This window comes from Heyndrickxia sp. FSL W8-0496 (assembly GCF_038007825.1).
In the GTDB taxonomy this organism is placed as follows: Bacteria; Bacillota; Bacilli; order Bacillales; family Bacillaceae_C; genus Heyndrickxia; species Heyndrickxia oleronia.
Genome location: NZ_JBBOXX010000001.1, coordinates 3,502,565 through 3,521,783 on the forward strand (window position 1 = coordinate 3,502,565; position 19,219 = coordinate 3,521,783).

General features: G+C 34.4%; 19 protein-coding genes. 2 read left to right on the forward strand and 17 right to left on the reverse strand.

Annotated elements, in window-relative coordinates; translation table 11 throughout:
• Positions 1 to 21: 21 nt before the first annotated feature.
• The 13 genes from opp4C (NST63_RS17600) to NST63_RS17660 form a co-directional block, all read right to left on the reverse strand.
• The gene (opp4C, locus tag NST63_RS17600; protein ID WP_212942407.1) at positions 22 to 924 is read right to left on the reverse strand and encodes an oligopeptide ABC transporter permease; all 903 of its coding nucleotides are present in this window, start codon (positions 922 to 924) and stop codon (positions 22 to 24) included.
• 12 nt (positions 925 to 936) lie between these two features.
• Positions 937 to 1,902: an oligopeptide ABC transporter permease gene (gene opp4B / locus NST63_RS17605; RefSeq protein ID WP_071976858.1), complete on the reverse strand. Its 966-nt coding sequence runs from the start codon at positions 1,900 to 1,902 to the stop codon at positions 937 to 939.
• 36 nt (positions 1,903 to 1,938) lie between these two features.
• Positions 1,939 to 3,669, reverse strand: a complete 1,731-nt coding sequence (gene opp4A / locus NST63_RS17610; RefSeq protein WP_341043128.1) for an oligopeptide ABC transporter substrate-binding protein — start codon at positions 3,667 to 3,669, stop codon at positions 1,939 to 1,941.
• A gap of 31 nt (positions 3,670 to 3,700) precedes the next feature.
• On the reverse strand, positions 3,701 to 4,690 hold the full coding sequence (locus NST63_RS17615) for an ABC transporter ATP-binding protein (RefSeq protein WP_071976857.1): 990 nt from the start codon (positions 4,688 to 4,690) through the stop codon (positions 3,701 to 3,703).
• Positions 4,687 to 5,715 (reverse strand): ABC transporter ATP-binding protein, encoded by a 1,029-nt coding sequence (locus tag NST63_RS17620; protein ID WP_071976856.1) that lies wholly within the window; start codon positions 5,713 to 5,715, stop codon positions 4,687 to 4,689. Before NST63_RS17620 ends, NST63_RS17615 begins: the two co-directional genes overlap by 4 nt.
• A gap of 259 nt (positions 5,716 to 5,974) precedes the next feature.
• Positions 5,975 to 6,877: an oligopeptide ABC transporter permease gene (gene opp4C / locus NST63_RS17625; protein ID WP_212942409.1), complete on the reverse strand. Its 903-nt coding sequence runs from the start codon at positions 6,875 to 6,877 to the stop codon at positions 5,975 to 5,977.
• Between the two features lie 11 nt (positions 6,878 to 6,888).
• Positions 6,889 to 7,854, reverse strand: coding sequence for an oligopeptide ABC transporter permease (gene opp4B, locus NST63_RS17630; RefSeq protein WP_212942410.1), 966 nt, complete (start codon positions 7,852 to 7,854; stop codon positions 6,889 to 6,891).
• Positions 7,855 to 7,897: 43 nt separating this feature from the next.
• Positions 7,898 to 9,604: an oligopeptide ABC transporter substrate-binding protein gene (gene opp4A, locus NST63_RS17635; RefSeq protein ID WP_212942411.1), complete on the reverse strand. Its 1,707-nt coding sequence runs from the start codon at positions 9,602 to 9,604 to the stop codon at positions 7,898 to 7,900.
• Positions 9,605 to 9,628: 24 nt separating this feature from the next.
• Entirely contained in the window at positions 9,629 to 10,642 is a 1,014-nt protein-coding gene (locus NST63_RS17640) for an ABC transporter ATP-binding protein (RefSeq protein ID WP_212942734.1), read from the reverse strand.
• Between the two features lie 5 nt (positions 10,643 to 10,647).
• Complete coding sequence (locus NST63_RS17645; protein ID WP_212942412.1) at positions 10,648 to 11,673, reverse strand: ABC transporter ATP-binding protein; 1,026 nt, start codon at positions 11,671 to 11,673, stop codon at positions 10,648 to 10,650.
• Between the two features lie 147 nt (positions 11,674 to 11,820).
• Positions 11,821 to 12,612 (reverse strand): DUF2268 domain-containing protein, encoded by a 792-nt coding sequence (locus tag NST63_RS17650; RefSeq protein WP_212942413.1) that lies wholly within the window; start codon positions 12,610 to 12,612, stop codon positions 11,821 to 11,823.
• Between the two features lie 194 nt (positions 12,613 to 12,806).
• On the reverse strand, positions 12,807 to 14,042 hold the full coding sequence (gene fabF / locus NST63_RS17655) for a beta-ketoacyl-ACP synthase II (RefSeq protein ID WP_212942414.1): 1,236 nt from the start codon (positions 14,040 to 14,042) through the stop codon (positions 12,807 to 12,809).
• Between the two features lie 139 nt (positions 14,043 to 14,181).
• The gene (locus NST63_RS17660) at positions 14,182 to 15,120 is read right to left on the reverse strand and encodes a beta-ketoacyl-ACP synthase III (protein ID WP_212942415.1); all 939 of its coding nucleotides are present in this window, start codon (positions 15,118 to 15,120) and stop codon (positions 14,182 to 14,184) included.
• A gap of 264 nt (positions 15,121 to 15,384) precedes the next feature.
• On the opposite strand from NST63_RS17660, the gene NST63_RS17665 reads away from it, so the two are divergent.
• The gene (locus NST63_RS17665; protein ID WP_212942417.1) at positions 15,385 to 15,702 is read left to right on the forward strand and encodes a hypothetical protein; all 318 of its coding nucleotides are present in this window, start codon (positions 15,385 to 15,387) and stop codon (positions 15,700 to 15,702) included.
• Between the two features lie 127 nt (positions 15,703 to 15,829).
• Here the strand turns inward: NST63_RS17665 and NST63_RS17670 are convergent, their stop codons facing one another.
• The 4 genes from NST63_RS17670 to NST63_RS17685 all read right to left on the reverse strand — a co-directional run bounded on the left by NST63_RS17670 (position 15,830) and on the right by NST63_RS17685 (position 18,739).
• A complete protein-coding gene (locus NST63_RS17670) occupies positions 15,830 to 16,012 on the reverse strand; it encodes a ComZ family protein (RefSeq protein ID WP_058004798.1) in 183 nt (60 codons plus the stop codon).
• 27 nt (positions 16,013 to 16,039) lie between these two features.
• Positions 16,040 to 16,987, reverse strand: coding sequence for a BMP family ABC transporter substrate-binding protein (locus tag NST63_RS17675; RefSeq protein ID WP_212942421.1), 948 nt, complete (start codon positions 16,985 to 16,987; stop codon positions 16,040 to 16,042).
• A 108-nt stretch (positions 16,988 to 17,095) separates the two neighbouring features.
• Positions 17,096 to 17,890 carry a hypothetical protein gene (locus NST63_RS17680; RefSeq protein WP_212942423.1) on the reverse strand — a complete coding sequence of 265 codons (795 nt, stop codon included), beginning with the start codon at positions 17,888 to 17,890 and terminating at the stop codon, positions 17,096 to 17,098.
• 132 nt (positions 17,891 to 18,022) lie between these two features.
• A complete protein-coding gene (locus tag NST63_RS17685; protein WP_341043132.1) occupies positions 18,023 to 18,739 on the reverse strand; it encodes a hydrolase in 717 nt (238 codons plus the stop codon).
• Between the two features lie 258 nt (positions 18,740 to 18,997).
• Here NST63_RS17685 and NST63_RS17690 point away from each other — a divergent pair, with 258 nt between their 5' ends.
• Positions 18,998 to 19,180 (forward strand): YjzD family protein, encoded by a 183-nt coding sequence (locus NST63_RS17690; protein WP_058004794.1) that lies wholly within the window; start codon positions 18,998 to 19,000, stop codon positions 19,178 to 19,180.
• Positions 19,181 to 19,219 lie beyond the last annotated feature (39 nt).

Sequence of the window (19,219 nt, forward strand, 5' to 3'; positions counted from 1 at the left end):
ACTGGTGGGAGTTTTACATTATTATGATTTTGGATTTAATGCATCTTTTAGACCTTCCCCAATAAAATTAATAGAAAGAATTACCAAGGTAATAATAATGGCGGGAGGTGCCCATATCCATGTTTTATACTGTAAAACATCAGGTTCTTTTGATGAAGATAACATATTGCCCCAGCTAGGAACTTCTTGAGGTACTCCAAATCCTAAATAACTTAATCCTGCTTCAACGACAATCATGGAAGCAAATGTTAAACTTGCTTGAACGATAATTGTAGAAAGCACATTAGGCAATAGATGCTTCATAATTACCTTAACAGAAGAACAGCCAATTGAGACAGAAGACAAAACATATTCATTCTCTTTTTCTGCAAGTATTTTACTTCTCACAATCCGTGCTGCCCCACCCCAACTCAAAAAGCTAATTACCAAAATTAGAACCCAAGTTCCAGACACTTTACCAAATAATATCGTATTTAACACAATAACAAATACCATAAATGGAAAGTTTAGTACAAAATCTGTAAAGCGCATTAAAATACTATCAATGACGCCACCAAAATAACCAGCGATAGATCCGACGATTGTTCCAAATAAAATTACTAAAAAAGTACAGGATAATCCAACTAATAGGGAAACCCGTCCACCATACAGCAATCTAGTAAAAACGTCTCGTCCACTTTTATCTGTTCCTAAAAAATGCTCTGAAGATGGAGATAATGACATTTGACCTATATTAACCCTTGATATATCCTGCGTGGTTATATATGGCGCTAGTATAGAGATGACAGCCACAATGACTAAAAATACCAAACTAACCATAGCTAATTTGTTCTTGACAAATTTCCTTCGAGCAATGGCCCATGGAGAATGGCTTTTTGTTTTTTTGCCAAGAGGTTGATTAGATTTTTCCGTTACAATTTCCATGCCATGTCCTCCCTATTCCACTCGTATCCTTGGATCTACGACTCCATATAATATATCAACAATTAAATTCCCGAACAGGGTTAAAAACGAGAACATCATTGTCAATGTCATTAACACAGGATAATCATTAGTAGTTACTGATTCAATAAATAATTGCCCTATTCCAGGAAATGTAAATATCGATTCAGTAATAATTGCACCACCAATTAGATTTACGATATCAAAACCTAAAAAAGTTACTAGTGGAATAATTGAATTTCTTAAAATATGAACATTATAGATTTTACTTTCCTTTGTTCCTTTTGCCCTTGCCGTACGAACAAAGTCTTTTCGACTGTTTTCAATAATATCATTCCGTAAAAATTGAGTGTAGCTTGCCGTACCTAAAAGACCTAGAATAATTGCAGGCAAGAGAACATGATGAATCCTACTTAACCAGTATTCAAATGTTCCATCAGTTATTGTAATATCAACTGATCCATTCGAAGGAAATAAATTTAGTTGGAATGAGAAGAAATAAATGGCGAAAACACCTGCAACAAAAGAAGGAATGGCTAACCCCAGATAGTTTAAACCACCTATCAGATTATCACCGATTGTGTATGGTTTTCTCCCTGCATAGGATCCCATAATAAATGCAAGAATATATGTAATTACTAGAGAGGTAAATCCTAAAAATATTGTATTCGGCAACCGTTCTCCAATCACATCGGTTACAGCCATTTTATAACGGGTTGATTTTCCAAAATCTCCTTGAACAAAATCTGAAATCCAGCGAAAATATTGTACATATATTGGATCATTATATCCTAATTTCTCGCGCATCTGTTCAATATACTCAGGACTGGTATTTGTTGGATCAATTTCTCCACCGAAGGGATCCCCTGGCATTAACATTGCCAGGGTAAACACAACAATGGAGATAAGGAGTAACATTGGAATCATGCCTAATAATCTTCTAATACTATACTTCAACATGCTCATTCTCCTTATCTGTTACAACATCTTGTAGGATTATTTCTGTTCCAACCACCATTCATGAGAACTATTTGTTCCATTTACGCCTAAAGTTAATCCTTTCAAACGTTTACTTGCAGCATAAACTTCATCCACTTCACCAACTGGAATCATCGGAACTTCTTCATTGACAAGTTTTTGCCAATCAACATATAATTGTTTACGTTTTTCTTGGTCAGTACCAACAATACTAACATCTAAAGCATCTGCTAATAATTGATCATTATCTTTATTTACCCAACGTGGGAAATTCCATAATGCATCTGATGTCCAAGTAGCAGAAGGGTCTGGATCTGCACCAGTGCTCCAACCACCAAAGAAGACTTCCATAGATTTATCTGCTTTTTCAAGCATGTCATAGTAAAGGTTTGAATCAATCATTTTTAAAGAAGATTTAAGACCTACATCTTCCCAATATTGTGTAAGTGCTTTTGCACGCGCTTCAAATGTTGGATTATCCGTCGCATAATGGCTAAAGTTTACAACAAATTTTTTCCCTTTTGGATCTTCACGGAAACCGTCTCCATCAACATCTTTATATCCTGCTTCATCCAGTAATTGCCTAGCTTTCTCAGGATCATATTCATATTGATTAGGTAAGTCACTATTATCTGCTGAAATCCAGTGTGCAGTTGGAACCGGACGGTTTACTGGCTTACCTAGGCCAAAGAAGAAGGCTTTCGTCCATTCTTCACGATTCATTGCATAAGCCATTGCTTGACGTAGTTTCTTATCTTGATATTTATCGTAATTCATGATATTTTTACTTCCATCCCATGTACCCATTCTAAAGCCTACGTAGTAATAAGATAATCCTGGAGCTTTTAATATTTCCACATTATCTAATTTTTGTACTTCTTCATAATTACTTGGATGGAATGAAGTCATATCCAGTTGACTATTTTTCAATTCTCCAATGACAAGGCTCGGATCGATTACTTTTAAAATAATCTTTTCAATATGTGGTTTACCTTGCCAGTAATCATCATTTCGTACAAATTCAATTGATTCACCAGGAACAATTTTATTTATTTTAAACGGACCAGTACCAACTGGATTTTGTCTTACTTGTGGTGATTCAAGCATATCCTTTACAGCTACACCTTCGAATTCTTTTCTTGACATAGGATATGTCCAAACATTTTCTAAGTTATTCACACGAGCTTTATCAAATGTAATTTCAATATTATAATCATCAATCTTTTTCAAACCTGAAATTTCTTTTGCTTTACCATCATGATAAGCTGCAGCACCTTCAATCGTTTTTACATTTTCATATCGAGGACCTTCATAATCCTTATCAGCAAGTGTTTCAATTGCAAATATCCAGTCATCAACTGTTAATTCTTCTCCATTATGCCATTTAACGCCTTTTTTAAATGTAAATTTAAATACCTTATTATCATCAGTTTCCCAAGAAGCAATCTTAGGAATAGGTTTTAATTGATCATCATAGGTAATTAAACCATCATCAAAAAAGTCAATAACTTCAGAATCAACCGCATCTTTATAGAAGTTTATATTGAATAAGCCTTTTGGTGCACTATCAAGGGCATAAACCATCGTTCCACCATCTTGTGGACCACTAGCTGATTCACCTTGTTTTTCTGTATCTTTTCCTTTCCCACTGTCGTTCGTTCCTGTCTTTTCCTTGCCACTACAGGCAGCAAGAAACATTGACATCACTAACATCAGTGCTGCCATTAATAATATGGATTTTTTCTTCAATGTTTTTCCCCCCAAATATTATTCTTTTCATTTATTCATAGAGTACACATGCCACTTGGTGTCCCGGCTTCACCTCCTTTAAAGAAGGCTTTCTTTTTGAGCATTCATCTCTCGCTACAGGACATCTTGTATGAAACGGACAACCAGACGGGGGATTAACAGGACTAGGTACATCCCCTTGGAGAATGATTCGTTCTTTTCGTTTACGCGGATCAGCTTCAGGGATAGCTGAGATTAATGCTTGAGTATATGGATGAAGTGGTTCTGCATATAAACTAGACTTATCAGCTATTTCTACTAAATTTCCTAGATACATTACCCCGATTCGATCACTCATATGTTTTACGACGCTTAAATCATGAGCAATAAAAAGATAAGTTAAATCAAATTCATTCTGTAACTCTTTTAATAGATTTAGAACTTGTGACTGTACAGAAACATCCAATGCCGATACTGGTTCATCAGCAACAATCAGTTTTGGCTTTAATGCTAATGCTCTCGCAATCCCTATCCTTTGTCTTTGTCCCCCTGAAAACTCATGTGGATATTTATAATAAGCATCTTCAGGTAAACCTACTTTTTGTAATAATTCCAACACTTCGAGTTTCAAGTCTTTCATACTTTTGCTAGTAAAGTTTCTTATCGGTTCAGAAACAATATCACCCACCATTTGTTTTGGATTTAAAGATGCATATGGATCTTGGAATACCATTTGAAAGTCCTTCCTTGCAAGTCGTAACTCTTTGCCTCCAAGATTGGTGATATCTTTCCCATCAAAAATTATTTTTCCTGAAGTAGGATTTAATAATTTCAAAATCGTTCTACCTGCAGTAGATTTTCCACACCCCGATTCACCAACTAAACCTAAAGTTTCACCTTTATTAATCACAAAACTCACATCATCAACTGCTTTAACTTCAGCAATTGTTCTTCTTAAAAACCCACCTTTAACCGGATAATAGGTTTTTAGATTTTGAATTTCTAATAATTTCTCTTTATTTTTTGTTGCTGTATTACTCATAGAACTTTCGACCCCTCTTTCGGTATGCTTGTTTCATACAGCAAGCAAGATACCTCATGACCATACTCCACTTCTTTTAATTGTGGTGATATAGTTTTGCATTCTGGTAATGCTTTTGGACATCTATTGGCAAAACGACAACCTACTTGAGGCATGTTTTTAAGTGAAGGAACGATACCATCAATTGAACTTAATTTTTCTACTTCTTCATCCATTTTAGGAATTGCTCCCATTAATAACTCTGTGTATGGGTGTTTTGGGTTATGGAATAATGTGTCAACATCAGTTCTTTCAACAATCTTCCCTGCATACATTACTATTACTTCATCACACATTTCTGCAACAACACCAAGATCATGGGTAATTAAAATGATCGCCATATTATTGATTTCTTGAATTTCTTTTAATAGATCTAGAATTTGCGCTTGAACTGTTACATCTAAAGCGGTTGTTGGTTCATCAGCAATTAATAGCTTTGGTTGACATGCGATTGCGATAGCAATCATCACACGCTGCCTCATTCCACCTGATAACTGATGTGGGTATTCATCAACAATTTTTTCAGGACGAGATATACCAACACTTTTTAATAAAGCTATTGATTTCAACCTTGCTTCTTTTTTTGAAATTTTCATATGATTAAAGAGGGTTTCCTGAAGTTGATAGCCGATGGTGAATACAGGATTTAATGATGTCATTGGTTCCTGGAAAATCATCGAAACATCTTTTCCACGTATTTTGTTCATTTCTTTATCAGATAAATGTTCAATGTTTTTCCCTTCAAAAACAATCTCACCATTTCGAACAGATCCAATTCCTTTTGGTAACAGCTTCATGACAGACAAGGACATTACACTTTTACCACATCCAGATTCACCTACTACTCCGACAATTTGCTTTGGTTTTACAGTAAACGATACATTATCTACTGCATTATATTGTTCGCCATCTATCATGAACGCAGTTTCCAAGTTTTTCACCTGTAAGATTGGTGTCTGGATATCAATGTTAGTTTTTGTCTCCATGTATACACCCCAAACTCATTAATTATTCTGAATGTTATTATATTTGAATAAAATATTATTACAATACGATTACATTTGCAAGACTTTTTTAAAATTTTAAACTAGATTGAAGGTTTATTATATTGAAATAAATTGGTTTTTTGTAGAATTTTATAGATTTATGTAGTAATAAACACAGAATAAAGAGGGATTAAAAATAATAGAAACTATTTGTAAATGAACAAAAAAAATCCCCACCAAATATGGTTGGGAATTATTTTTATGATTTCGGGTTAAGCGCATCTTTCAATCCTTCACCAATAAAGTTGATAGAAAGAATGGTTAACGTAATGATGATAGCTGGTGGTGCCCAAATCCAAGTTTTATATTGTAAAACATCAGGTTCTTTTGATGAGGATAACATATTCCCCCAGCTAGGAACCTCTTGTGGTACACCAAATCCTAAATAACTTAACCCTGCTTCAGCAACAATCATCGATGCAAATGTGATACTAGCTTGAACAATAATTGTAGATAGTACATTTGGTAGTAGATGTTTAATAATTATTTTCGAGGATGAACATCCGATTGATACGGATGATAATACATATTCATTTTCTTTCTCTGCTAATATCTTACTTCGCACAATACGTGCAACTCCGCCCCAACTTAAAAAGCTGATGACAATTATTAAGACCCAAAGGCCAGAAACTTTTCCAAATAGTATAGTATTTAATACAATAACGAATACTAGAAACGGGAAGTTCAATACAAAATCGACAAAGCGCATAAGAAGACTATCAACCATTCCACCGAAGTATCCTGCTATTGAACCTACAAGTGTACCAAATAAAATTACTAAGAATGTACATGATAAACCTACTAATAATGATACTCTACCACCGTACAATAATCTTGTAAAAACATCTCGTCCACTTTTATCAGTTCCTAAAAAATGATCAGAAGAAGGGGAAAGTGACATCTGGCTTATATTAACCTTTGTTATATCCTGTGTTGTAATAAATGGTGCAATGATAGAAATGACCATTACAATTAATAAAAAGATTAAGCTAATCATTGCAAGTTTATTTTTCATGAATTTTCTCCGAGCTATTGCCCATGGAGAAGCACTTTTTGGTTTACTAGTCAAAATTTGATTTGATTTCTCAGTTACAGTTTCCATATCAGTCCCCCCTATTCTAAACGTATTCGTGGATCTACGACCCCGTATAATATATCAGCAATTAAATTCCCGAATAATGTTAAAAACGAGAACATCATTGTCAAAGTCATTAGTACTGGATAGTCACTTGTAGTTACTGATTCGATAAATAATTGACCTAGTCCAGGATAAGTAAAAATTGTTTCTGTAATAATTGCTCCACTAATAATTGATACAATATCAAAACCTAAAAACGTTATTAATGGAATAATTGAGTTTCTTAAAATATGAACATTATAGATTTTATTTTCTTTTGTACCTTTTGCTCTCGCAGTACGAACAAAATCTTTGCGGCTATTTTCAATAATATCATTTCGCAAAAACTGAGTATAACTTGCGGTACTTAATAAACCAAGAATTAATGCTGGTAAAATCACATGATGAAAACGACTTAACCAATATCCGACTGTTCCATCAGTTACTGTAATATCAACAGAGCCATTTGAAGGAAACAGATTCAATTGGAATGAAAAAAAGTAAATTGCGAAAACACCTGCTACAAATGAAGGTATTGCTAACCCAAGATAATTTAACCCACCTATTAAGTTGTCCCCTAATGTATGTGGTTTTCTCCCTGCATAGGAACCCATTAAAAAAGCAAGTATATAAGTAATTATTAAAGATGTTAATCCTAAAAATATTGTATTAGGCAATCTATCACCAATTACATCTGAAACCGCCATTTTATAACGCGTAGACTTCCCAAAATCCCCTTGAACAAAATCTGAAATCCAACGAAAATATTGAACATAAATCGGATCATTATACCCTAATTTTTCTCGCATTTGCTCAATATATTCCGGATTTGTATTATTAGGATCTATTTCTCCACTGAAGGAGTCCCCTGGCATTAATTGTGCCAGGGTAAAAACCACAATGGAGATAAGGAGTAACATTGGAATCATGGCCAATATTCTTCTAATGCTATACTTCAACATGTTCATTCTCCTTATCTGCTACAGCTTAAGATAAATAAAATAATTATTGTTCAAGCCACCATTCATGAGGGCTGTTCGTTCCTGATACATCTAAAGTTAAACCATGAAGACGTTTACTAGCTGCATAAACTTCATCAGTTTCACCAATCGGAATCATTGGTAATTCTTCATTGACAAGCTTTTGCCATTCAACATATAGTTGTTTACGTTTTTCTTGATCTGTACCTACAATGTTTACATCTAATGCATCAGCTAACAATTGATCATTCTTTTCGTTAACCCAACGTGGATAGTTCCAAAGTGCAGTAGAAGTCCAAAGACCAGATGGATCTGGGTCTGTACCAGTACTCCAACCTCCATAGAATACTTCCATAGATTTATCAGCTTTTTCAAGCATATCGTAGTATAGGTTAGAATCGATCATTTTTAATGTTGTTTTTAAGCCAACTGCTTCCCAATATTGAGTAAGTGCTTTTGCACGTGCTTCAAATGTTGGATTATCCGTTGCATAGTGACTGAAGTTTACCACGAATTTCTTACCTTTCGGATCTTCACGGAAACCATCTCCGTCAACATCTTTATAACCAGCCTTATCTAATAATTCTTCAGCTTTCTTTGGATCATATTCGTATTGATTTGGTAACTCACTATTATCAGCAGCAATCCAGTGTGCAGTTGGTACTGGACGATTTACTGGTTTACCTAAACCAAAGAAGAATGCTTTCGTCCATTCTTCACGATTAATCGCATATGCCATCGCTTGACGAAGTTCTTTATTTTGATATTTATCATAGTTCATTACATTCTTTTTACCATCCCAAGTACCCATTCTAAAGCCAACATAGAAATAAGATAAACCTGGTGCTTTTAATATTTCTACATTCTTAAGTTTTTTCACTTCTTCGTAGTTACTTGGATGGAAATTAGTCATATCAAGTTGGTTATTTTTAAGTTCACCAATAACGAGACTTGGATCAATAACTTTTAATACAATCTTTTCGATATGTGGCTTACCTTGCCAATAATCTTCATTACGGACAAATTCAATTGATTCTCCAGGAACAATTTTAGTCACTTTAAATGGACCTGTTCCAATCGGATTTTGACGAACTTGTGGTGATGCAGACATATCTTTTACTGCTACACCTTCAAATTCTTTTCTTGATAACGGGTATGTCCAAACATTTTCAAGATTGTTTACACGAGCTTTATCGAATGTAATTTCAATATTATAGTCATCGATCTTTTTAAGACCAGAAATTTCTTTTGCTTTTCCTTCGTGATAAGCTGGTGCTCCTTCAATTGTCTCAACATTTGTATAACGAGGACCATCATAATCCTTATCTGCAATTGTTTCTAAAGCAAAAATCCAATCATCAACTGTTAGTTCTTCACCATTTTGCCATTTTACACCTTTTTTAAAGGTGAATTTAAATACTTTATTATCTTTTGTTTCCCATGAAGCAATATTTGGCACAGGCTTTAAATTTTCATCATATTTAATTAATCCATCTTGAATAAAATTTAAAACTTGGGCATCAACAGTGTCTTGATAAAAGTTAATATTATATAACCCCTTTGGAGCACTATCTAATGCATAAATCATTGTTCCGCCATCTTTTGGTCCACTTGAAGCAGATTTCTTACCATCAGTTGATTCACTTGTTTTCTCTTTCCCACCACATGCTGCTAGAAACATAGACATAACTAGCATTAGTGCAGTAAGTAATAGTATTGATTTTCTTTTCAAGGTATTTCCCCCCATTTTTTCTCTTTAGTTATATAGAATACATGCTACTTGATGTCCGGGTTTCACCTCCTTTAAGGTAGGCTTAACCTTCGAACACTCCTCCTTCGCAACGGGACATCTTGTATGAAAAGGACATCCTGTTGGTGGATTAGCTGGCGATGGTACATCCCCCTGTAAAACAATTCTCTCTTTTCGCTTACGAGGATCTGGTTCTGGAATCGCAGAAATCAATGCTTGCGTATATGGGTGTAGAGGCTCAGAATAAAGGCTATCCTTGTCAGCAAGCTCTACTAAATTTCCGAGATACATGACCCCAATTCGGTCACTCATATGTTTCACAACACTTAAATCATGGGCAATGAATAAAAAGGTTAAGTCAAACTCGTCTTGCAATTCTTTTAATAGATTCAGTACCTGTGATTGAACAGATACGTCAAGGGCCGATACAGGCTCGTCCGCTATAATTAATTTCGGCTTTAATGCCAATGCCCTTGCAATCCCGATTCTTTGTCGTTGACCACCTGAAAATTCATGTGGATACTTATAATAAGCATCCTCTGGTAAACCAACTCGTTTAAGAAGACTCATTACTTCGTCTCTTAAATCTTTTAAACTCTTATTAGAAAAGTTTCTAATCGGTTCAGATACAATATCTCCAACCATTTGTTTCGGATTGAGAGAAGCGTACGGATCCTGAAAGACCATTTGAAAATCTTTTCTCGCTAAGCGCAAATCTTTACCGGAGAGATTGGTGATATCCTTTCCATCGAAAATAATCTTTCCAGATGTAGGACTTAACAGGCGTAATATCGTTCTTCCAGTTGTAGACTTTCCACAACCTGATTCTCCAACTAAGCCTAATGTTTCCCCTTTTGCAATCGCGAAACTCACATCATCAACAGCTTTAACGTTTCCTACTGTCCGTTTAAAAAATCCACCTTTAATTGGATAGTACGTCTTAAGATTTTGAATTTCCAACAGATTATCAGTTTTCAGTCTTTTGCTCGAGGATTTTTCCTCTAATTGATTTATCGTCATACTCATTAAACCATTGCCCCCTCTTTTAGTTTGCTTGTTTCATAAAGCAAACAGGAAACCTCATGACCCGCTTCAATTTCTGCAAGCTGCGGTGTAATTGTTTTGCATTCTGGCATTGCTTTCGGGCAACGATTCGCAAAACGACAGCCTACTTGAGGCATCTTTTGAAGCGAAGGAACGATCCCCTCAATCGTACTTAATGTTTCTACCTCTTCATCCATTTTCGGAATTGCATTCATAAGTAATTCTGTATATGGATGTTTTGGATTGTGAAATAATGTATCAACATCTGTTTTCTCTACGATCTTCCCTGCATACATGACGATTACTTCGTCACACATTTCCGCAACGACTCCCAAGTCGTGAGTGATCATAATAACAGCCATATCGTTCACTTCTTGAATTTCTTTCAATAAATCTAAGATTTGTGCTTGAACCGTAACATCTAAAGCTGTTGTTGGTTCATCAGCTATTAACAGCTTAGGTTGGCATGCAATGGCAATGGCAATCATGACACGCTGTCTCATACCACCAGATAATTGATGCGGGTATTCATCAACAATTTTTTCTGGTCGAGAGATACCGACACTTTTCAATAAGGCAATGCTTTTTTCACGCGCTTCTTTTTTTGAAATGCTCATATGGTTAAAAAGTGTCTCTTGCAATTGATAACCAATAGTAAAAACTGGATTCAAAGATGTCATTGGCTCTTGGAAAATCATTGATATGTCTTTTCCACGAATCTTATTCATTTCTTTGTCCGACATCTCTGCAATATTTTTCCCCTCGAATACAACCTCACCATTACGAATTGAACCAATTCCCTTTGGAAGCAGCTTCATGACCGATAAGGACATTACACTCTTTCCGCAACCGGATTCTCCTACAACACCAACAATTTGTTTTGGCTTCACATTGAAGGATACATTATCAACTGCATTATATAATTTGCCCTCAATACTGAAGGCTGTTTCTAAATTCCTCACCTCAAGTAGTGGTGATTGATTTTTTAAGTTTGCTTCCGTGCTCATTCGCTACACCTCAAACTTCTTAATTATTCAGACAAGTTGCTATATTTAAATAGTATATTATTATAGTTCGACAATAATTGCAATATTTTTTTATTTGAAATATCACAATTTGCCGAATAATAGTAAAAAAACCCATATATTATGGGTTCAATCATTAAAAATATTACTAAAGTTTAAATTTTCTGAAGGAACAGAAAACAATTTATTAATAGAATATATAGTTTCTTTATTATATTCAGAAATTATCTTATATCCTATAGCATATCCAATCATATGGGGGACAAGCTTTCTTCCAAAAAGTAAATCATCATGTAATGGATTTCTCTTCTTTAATGTTAATCTACCTTCAAAGTCACTTTTCCAAAACCTTTTTAACATCTTATCAGAATAGCCTTTCGTCCACTTTGCTAAATACTTTTCACCACAATAATGTTCCACTGCATACTCAGCTAACCCCTCTAATACCAAGGAGTCAAGCAATGTATAGTCCAGTGTATTCCCTTTCATATGTTGCATTCTCGTTGCATGATTATATTCATGGATGAATAATGCTTCCCATTCTCTTTCATCATCTATTTCACCTATAAAAAATAAAATTTTATCCTTAAAAGTAACCCCTGATTTTCCATTTGTCTGGCGGATTAATCCATGATTGTATCTATTAATAGGTAAAATATAAATATCAATCTCAGGACCGTTCCAGAGCTTTTTGTATTTCTTATAATAGCGGTCCATCTTCACCCATGCCTGTTTTTCCTTTAATACTTCTAATAAATCCTTTGAGCGTCTATGGGGCCGATACATACCAAAGAACTGCAAATATTCATAATAGGCACGAGCATTTTTAACTGTAGGATCAATTTTCTTACAAATTTTTTCTGGTTGATCCATTAACTCTTCTAACCATTGATCTGTACGAATTACCCCAATAGGACCCACCTTCTTTCATTCTATTCTGTTTATTCTATGACTAAAGGAATCAAAGGGGTCTATAAAAGCAACAAATATTCTATATTATTTTGAATCTCCAAAATTTCACAGGTCTAAATAAGGGTTGTGAAGTAAAAAGTTTATGCTTTTCCTGTACCACTAAAAAAAGGACAGGAATCAATATCCTGTCCAAAACATTCATATTAATATTTCTTAAATACGATCGTTGCATTATGCCCACCAAAGCCTAATGAATTACTCATTACTACGTTAACCTCTTGTTTTCTAGCACCGTCTGATACATAATCTAAATCACATTCAGGATCTGGTGTTTCTAAGTTAATCGTAGGCGGGATCATACCTTCTTTAATCGCCAATACTGAAAAGATTGCTTCAACTCCACCTGCAGCACCAAGTAAATGACCAGTCATTGATTTAGTTGAGCTAACAGCTAACTTGTATGCATGCTCTCCAAATACTTCTTTTACAGCCATTGTTTCGTATTTATCATTATACTCTGTACTTGTCCCATGTGCATTAATATAATCAACTTCGTTCGGTTGGATGTTTCCATCATTTAAAGCCGCTTGCATGGCACGAACACCACCTTCACCACCTGGTGCTGGCGCTGTAATATGATGCGCATCACCTGTTGCTCCATACCCAACAATTTCTGCATAGATGTCTGCACCACGGGCAAGTGCATGTTCTAGTTCCTCAAGAACAAGAATACCTGCCCCTTCACCAATGACAAACCCATCACGGTTTAGATCGAATGGTCTACTCGCTGTATTTGCATCAGGATTAGTTGATAGGGCCGTATTTGCGCAAAAACCTGCTACTGACATTCTGGTAATAGGCGCTTCTGCTCCCCCAGTAATCATAACATCTGCATCACCACGTTGAATAACCTTAAAGGCGTCTCCAATTGAGTTTGTACCTGTTGCACATGCAGTTACAGTACATGAATTAATACCTTTGGCACCTAGAAAAATAGATACTTGTCCTGCAGCCATATCAGGTATCATCATAGGTACAAAAAATGGACTGACACGACGATATCCTCGTTTTTGGAACGTTTCAAACTGATTTTCAAATGTTTCCATTCCACCAATTCCTGAACCGATCCATACACCCACACGATTGGCATTGTCTTCATTAATGGTTAAATTTGCATCCTTTACTGCCATCATTGAAGCAGCTATTGCATAATGTGTAAAACGATCCATTTTTCTTGCTTCTTTTCTTTCAATATAGTTTTCAATATCAAAATCTTTTACTTCAGCAGCAACTTTAGCAGGATATTCTTCTGCATTCACTCTTGTTAATGGACCAATACCGGATTTTCCAGCAATGATATTTTCCCATGATGTTCTTGCATCATTTCCTACTGGTGATACTGCTCCTATTCCAGTAACAACTACACGTTTATTTTCCATTTCTCTATCTCCTTCCAATTCAAGAAGATTATCATTTTATTTAAGCTCTTATCTTTCATTTATAGCTATCATATGCCAAAAGAGCATTCGTTACTTTTAACATAATAACCCGAAATAAGTGAAAGTTCCAGTTTTCTGGTTACCTACCCCATCGAAGTGCAATTGCACCCCATGTCAATCCACCACCGAAACCAACTAGCACAATGACATCATCATCTTTAATTTTTCCTGCCTCATATTCTTCAACTAATGAAATTGGAATCGAAGCAGAAGAGGTATTTCCATATTTATGAACGGTTTTAGACATCTTTTCAATTGGCAATTCCAATCTTTGTCTTGAGGCTTCCATAATACGGATATTCGCTTGATGGGGAATTAGAAAATTAACATCCTCTTTAGTTAATCCTGCTCGTTCAATGACATTAATACATGATTCACCCATTTGTCTTACAGCGAATTTAAACACTTCTCTACCATTCATAATAATATGATTGTTTTCATCTTCATACAAGTGTTTTCTACCAGATCCATCTGCACCTAAATCAAAGGCTAATACTCCTCTTCCCTCTGAAACCGGCCCCATTATCGCTGCACCTGCACCATCACCAAAGAGAACAGCTGTATTTCGGTCTTCCCAATTAGTAATTTTAGATAGCTTCTCCACACCAACAATCAGCACATATTTATAAGCATTTGTTTCAATAAATTGTTTAGCCGTCACTACACCGTACATAAAACCTGAACAGGCTGCGCTTATGTCCATTGCCGCTGCTTTTTTTGCACCTAAACGGTCTTGAAGCATACACGCAACGGATGGAAAAGGTTGATCAGGTGTCACTGTTGCAACAAGAATTAGATCTAATTCTTCAGGTGCTATTCCTGCATCTTTAATCGCTTTTGCTGCAGCTTCATATGCCATATCAGATGTATTCATATCTTTATCAGCAATTCTTCGTTCTTCGATTCCAGTTCTTGTACGAATCCATTCATCTGATGTGTCCATCATCTTTTCTAAGTCAAAATTAGATAATACCCTCTCTGGACTAAACTTTCCTACTCCAATGATTCCTGCATTCATAAAGAGACATCTCCTTTATAGATGTGTTAACAAGACAAATCAAAACTATATTTCTTTGCTTAAATTCGCTCAACTTATTATAGGCTTTGAATTCATATTATCATTCGGTTACATTTATAGTTATTATTATGACCTGCTACTAATTATAGCAGGTCGATTTTTTTTTGTCACTATTCAAGATTTGAATGCATACCCGGGACATTTATCTATTCTTAAGACATGTATGTAGCATAATTTGAATATTAAGGAAGGAGGGAATAACCATTGAGTGAGGAAGTAATTCAAGAAAGTAGCGAGGAAACTAGAGACAATAACGAAGGAATAGTACATCCATTTGACAGAATGTTTTTCGGTAATGTTAGAGGGGAAAGGCCAGCTCCCCCTATAAATCAGGTAAATAATCAACCAAAAGAAACAGATGATTTATTATCAAATCTCTTAAATAATCCGAAGTTACAAAATATTGATTATGATAAAATGATGAATCATGTGGATAATCTGTTCAATTCCTTGAATGAATTGAAACCGATGTTTCAAAAAGTGTCTCCAATTATAAATAAATTTCTTCAAAAAGATAAATAAGAAAAGCGTAAGTATATTGATCAGCAACAGATTGTACCTAAAAGACGATAATTAATTGAGTTTTCATATCCCTTAAAAAAGCTTCCATTTTCATGGAAGCTTTTTTCTTTAAGAAATATTTTGTTACTTATTTTAATGCATCATTTTTTCCAAGCTCATACGCTTCATTCATCACCTTAGTGAATAATTCCATAAAAGGTTGAAGCAATTCAAAGGAAATCTCCACTCCTGCTTGATCTAATTTTTCTTTTGCCTCTGGTAGGTATTTCATTGCTATTTGCATAAATTCCATCGATTTGTCTTGATTCATTACTCATTTCCTCCTCCAAGCTAAAGTTTACTTTGGTAAGTCTCCTGTTTCTTTATATTTTTTGACAAAACGTTTCATTTTCCTTTGAAATTTTTCGTCAACTCGGGGACTGAATTTCCCCATTTCTATTACACCATCTTGGAAGTCAAATGAAAGATTTCCAGATTGGAGAGTACCCTCTGCATATTTTTTTGCGACAATATCATAAAGCTTACTTGCTTGTTGAATCGTACTTGTTAGAACTGTATTTTTCCCTAAATCCGATTGATCTGAAACATAGCCTATTGCATATAGACCTTTTTCTTTAATTTTTTCAATGACCGGTACATTAAAGCCATCGCCAGCTGGGTATACCACGTCTACTTCTTCATCTAATAATTTGTCCAAAAGCCCAACAGCTTTTTGTCCATCATCCCAATTATCAGTATACTTTAATAAGACGGTAATATTCGGATCCTCATATTTTGCGCCTTCAACAAATCCTTTAATTTCCGGCTGCCAGCTATGTGTTGCAATAATACCTATTTTTTTTGTGGTTGACATATGTGCCGCCGTCATCCCACCAAAAAAACCCATTGCGTGGCCTTCAAATCTTAAACTAGTTGTATTTTTTTGTGTTGCATCCCCATTGAAGCTAACGAAATGAATAGTAGGATATTTTTTAGCAATTTTATTAAACGTATCCGCATATTCAATTCCATGTCCAAAAATTAAATTTACATTTTTTTGTTTAAATTCACTGACTGCATGTTCGATGGCAGATGCGTTTTCAATTCCTTCTTTATAATAAACATCGACATCAAAGTCATTTTGGATATTCAACAGACCCTTATACCCTTTTGTTCCCCAGACTTGATCATTGATTGTTTCAGGTACTAACATTCCTACCTTGTTAAGTTTACCTTTATCAACCCTATTTGAGCAACTTGATAAAAGTAATATACAGGCAATGATAATGAATAACTTTTTTATCATGCTTACGCATACTCCTTTTTAAAGCTCTATCATTAATATTTTAGAAATAATAAGCGTTAAATAAATTCCTTTTCTATTTTACTTCTGAAAGGAAAATATGCAAATAAATTATAATTTCCGAAAATAATGCTGTTTTTGCATTTCAAGTGCTTGCTCAAATGACATGTTTTCTTTCACACTAATCTTTTTTGATATTTTCTCCACTTTTCGACTTTCCAGTTGATTCTTTCGTTGAAAGGTTGGATTTAAATAGTTTACACACTTCCACCACATATCTGTGTGACCACTTTCAATTAAGACTGTCTCTCCATATAATTCCATGACAGTATTATCTAATATTGTTCGGACTGCATCCTCGATATAAAGGGCATCTTCCAAATCATCTATGTAGCTTTGATGCTGTTGTTTATTTATAAGCTGTTGAAATAAAAATTGATTTGGTTGCCATGGACCATAGATAGTAGGTAGAAAAAATTCAATCCAATGCGATTTTCTTGTGCTTTGTAATAATTCATTTTTAATCTCTTGATAGATTGTATGTTCGTTAACTCTCCATTCGGCAGGGCTAATGAAAATAATTAATTCAACTTTTGGTTCTATCAGCTGATAAAGTGTTGTAAAGCTTTTATGCCAATCCTCTACGATTTCATTATTACGTTGAATAAATAAATCATATAATGGTATAAAACAATGATATGATGGATGGTTTAGCTGTAAAGAATTATTTATCATTTCATAGGTTAGATTTGCATTTCTTCCAATTTCTAGCCATTTATCTTCTGTCTGTTCATCTAACATCATCTCATGCTCCAAAGCAATCACTTCAAATCCTCCATCTAACAATTGCTTACAAAGTTCAAAGCCTATAAATTGCTGAGCAGCAAAAACTATGGCCTGCTCCATAAAAAAAGACCCCCTCTTAATAATTAACTCATCCTTATAAGTAATCGTATGCAGCCCTTCTTTAAATTATTTTTATGTCTTCCTATATGAAACAAGTAAAAAGGGAGCTCACACAGCTCCCGCTAGATTGTCTTATATAATACGCTCATTTTCTTGTAGGAATTTAATCATTTTTTTAGTAATATATTCGCGATTTTCTTGTAATATAAAATGATTATTTACTTGTCTTTTATGTTGTTTACGAATTTGAATAATAGCATGAATAATACTTTGTTGATCCTTATATAAATTTTGATCGACAACTTGTATAAAACATAGTGGCTGCATTAATTTTTCATAGGTTTCCTTCATATTTAACTTGACTCTATTATCTTTATGAGCAATTTCGATTTCCTTCATTAATTTCTTATAATAAAATTTTCTGTCCTTTTCTTGCTGCAAATGATCATCAAGTGAAATGCATGGTGAAAATAAGACGATAGAACGAATATTATTCTCCATTAATAAAATCAGTTGGGCTGCAATAAGAGCTCCCATCCCTTCTGCAAATATATGAATTTTTTTATTCAATATTTCTTTTCTCATAATAATTTGGTAAAGATTATATGCGTGATCGACTGCCTGACGATTACCCCAGTTTTTGCCAAATAAATTAGAGTAAAAAACGGTGTAACCCGCTTCTAATAACTGATCAATCATTTTTGCTCGTCCTGTATTTTCGATCCAGACGCTTGAATTTTCATGAACGTAGTGCTGTTGATCTCCTAATATAAGTACAGCAAATCCATTAGGTCTTTTGGGATAATGTAACATACACCATTGTTGATCAAACAAAAATGAGACAAACATTATTTAAAACTCCTCTTAAAAGCGATTGAAAAGTTTGTGTAAATTTAACAATCATTTTTACAGTATTGGTCATTATAATGTATGCAAGCCTTTTATCTTTAGACAGTGGATTTACCTAAAACTAGATAAATTTTAATATAAATTATATAATTTTTGTGAAATCCATTTATAAAAGTCATTAGCTATGATAATATGAAACGGAAATCTTAATAATGTTTACATTTATATACATAATTTAAAATAATCGGGGTGAATGAATTGAAATTTATCGCTACTCTTTTTTGGACTTTTATTCTTGTGCAAGTATTAGGTTATGTTGCAAGTTCAATGACGAATACAGAGTATAGTATTCAAACGATCTCCATTATCGGCGTTATTGCAACTGTTTTAATTGCGATTTTAGCAGCAGCTATTCCGAAACCAGAAGTGGAAACTCATTAATAAAAGGGATTATCTATTTAGGGGCCTGATACCATCTAA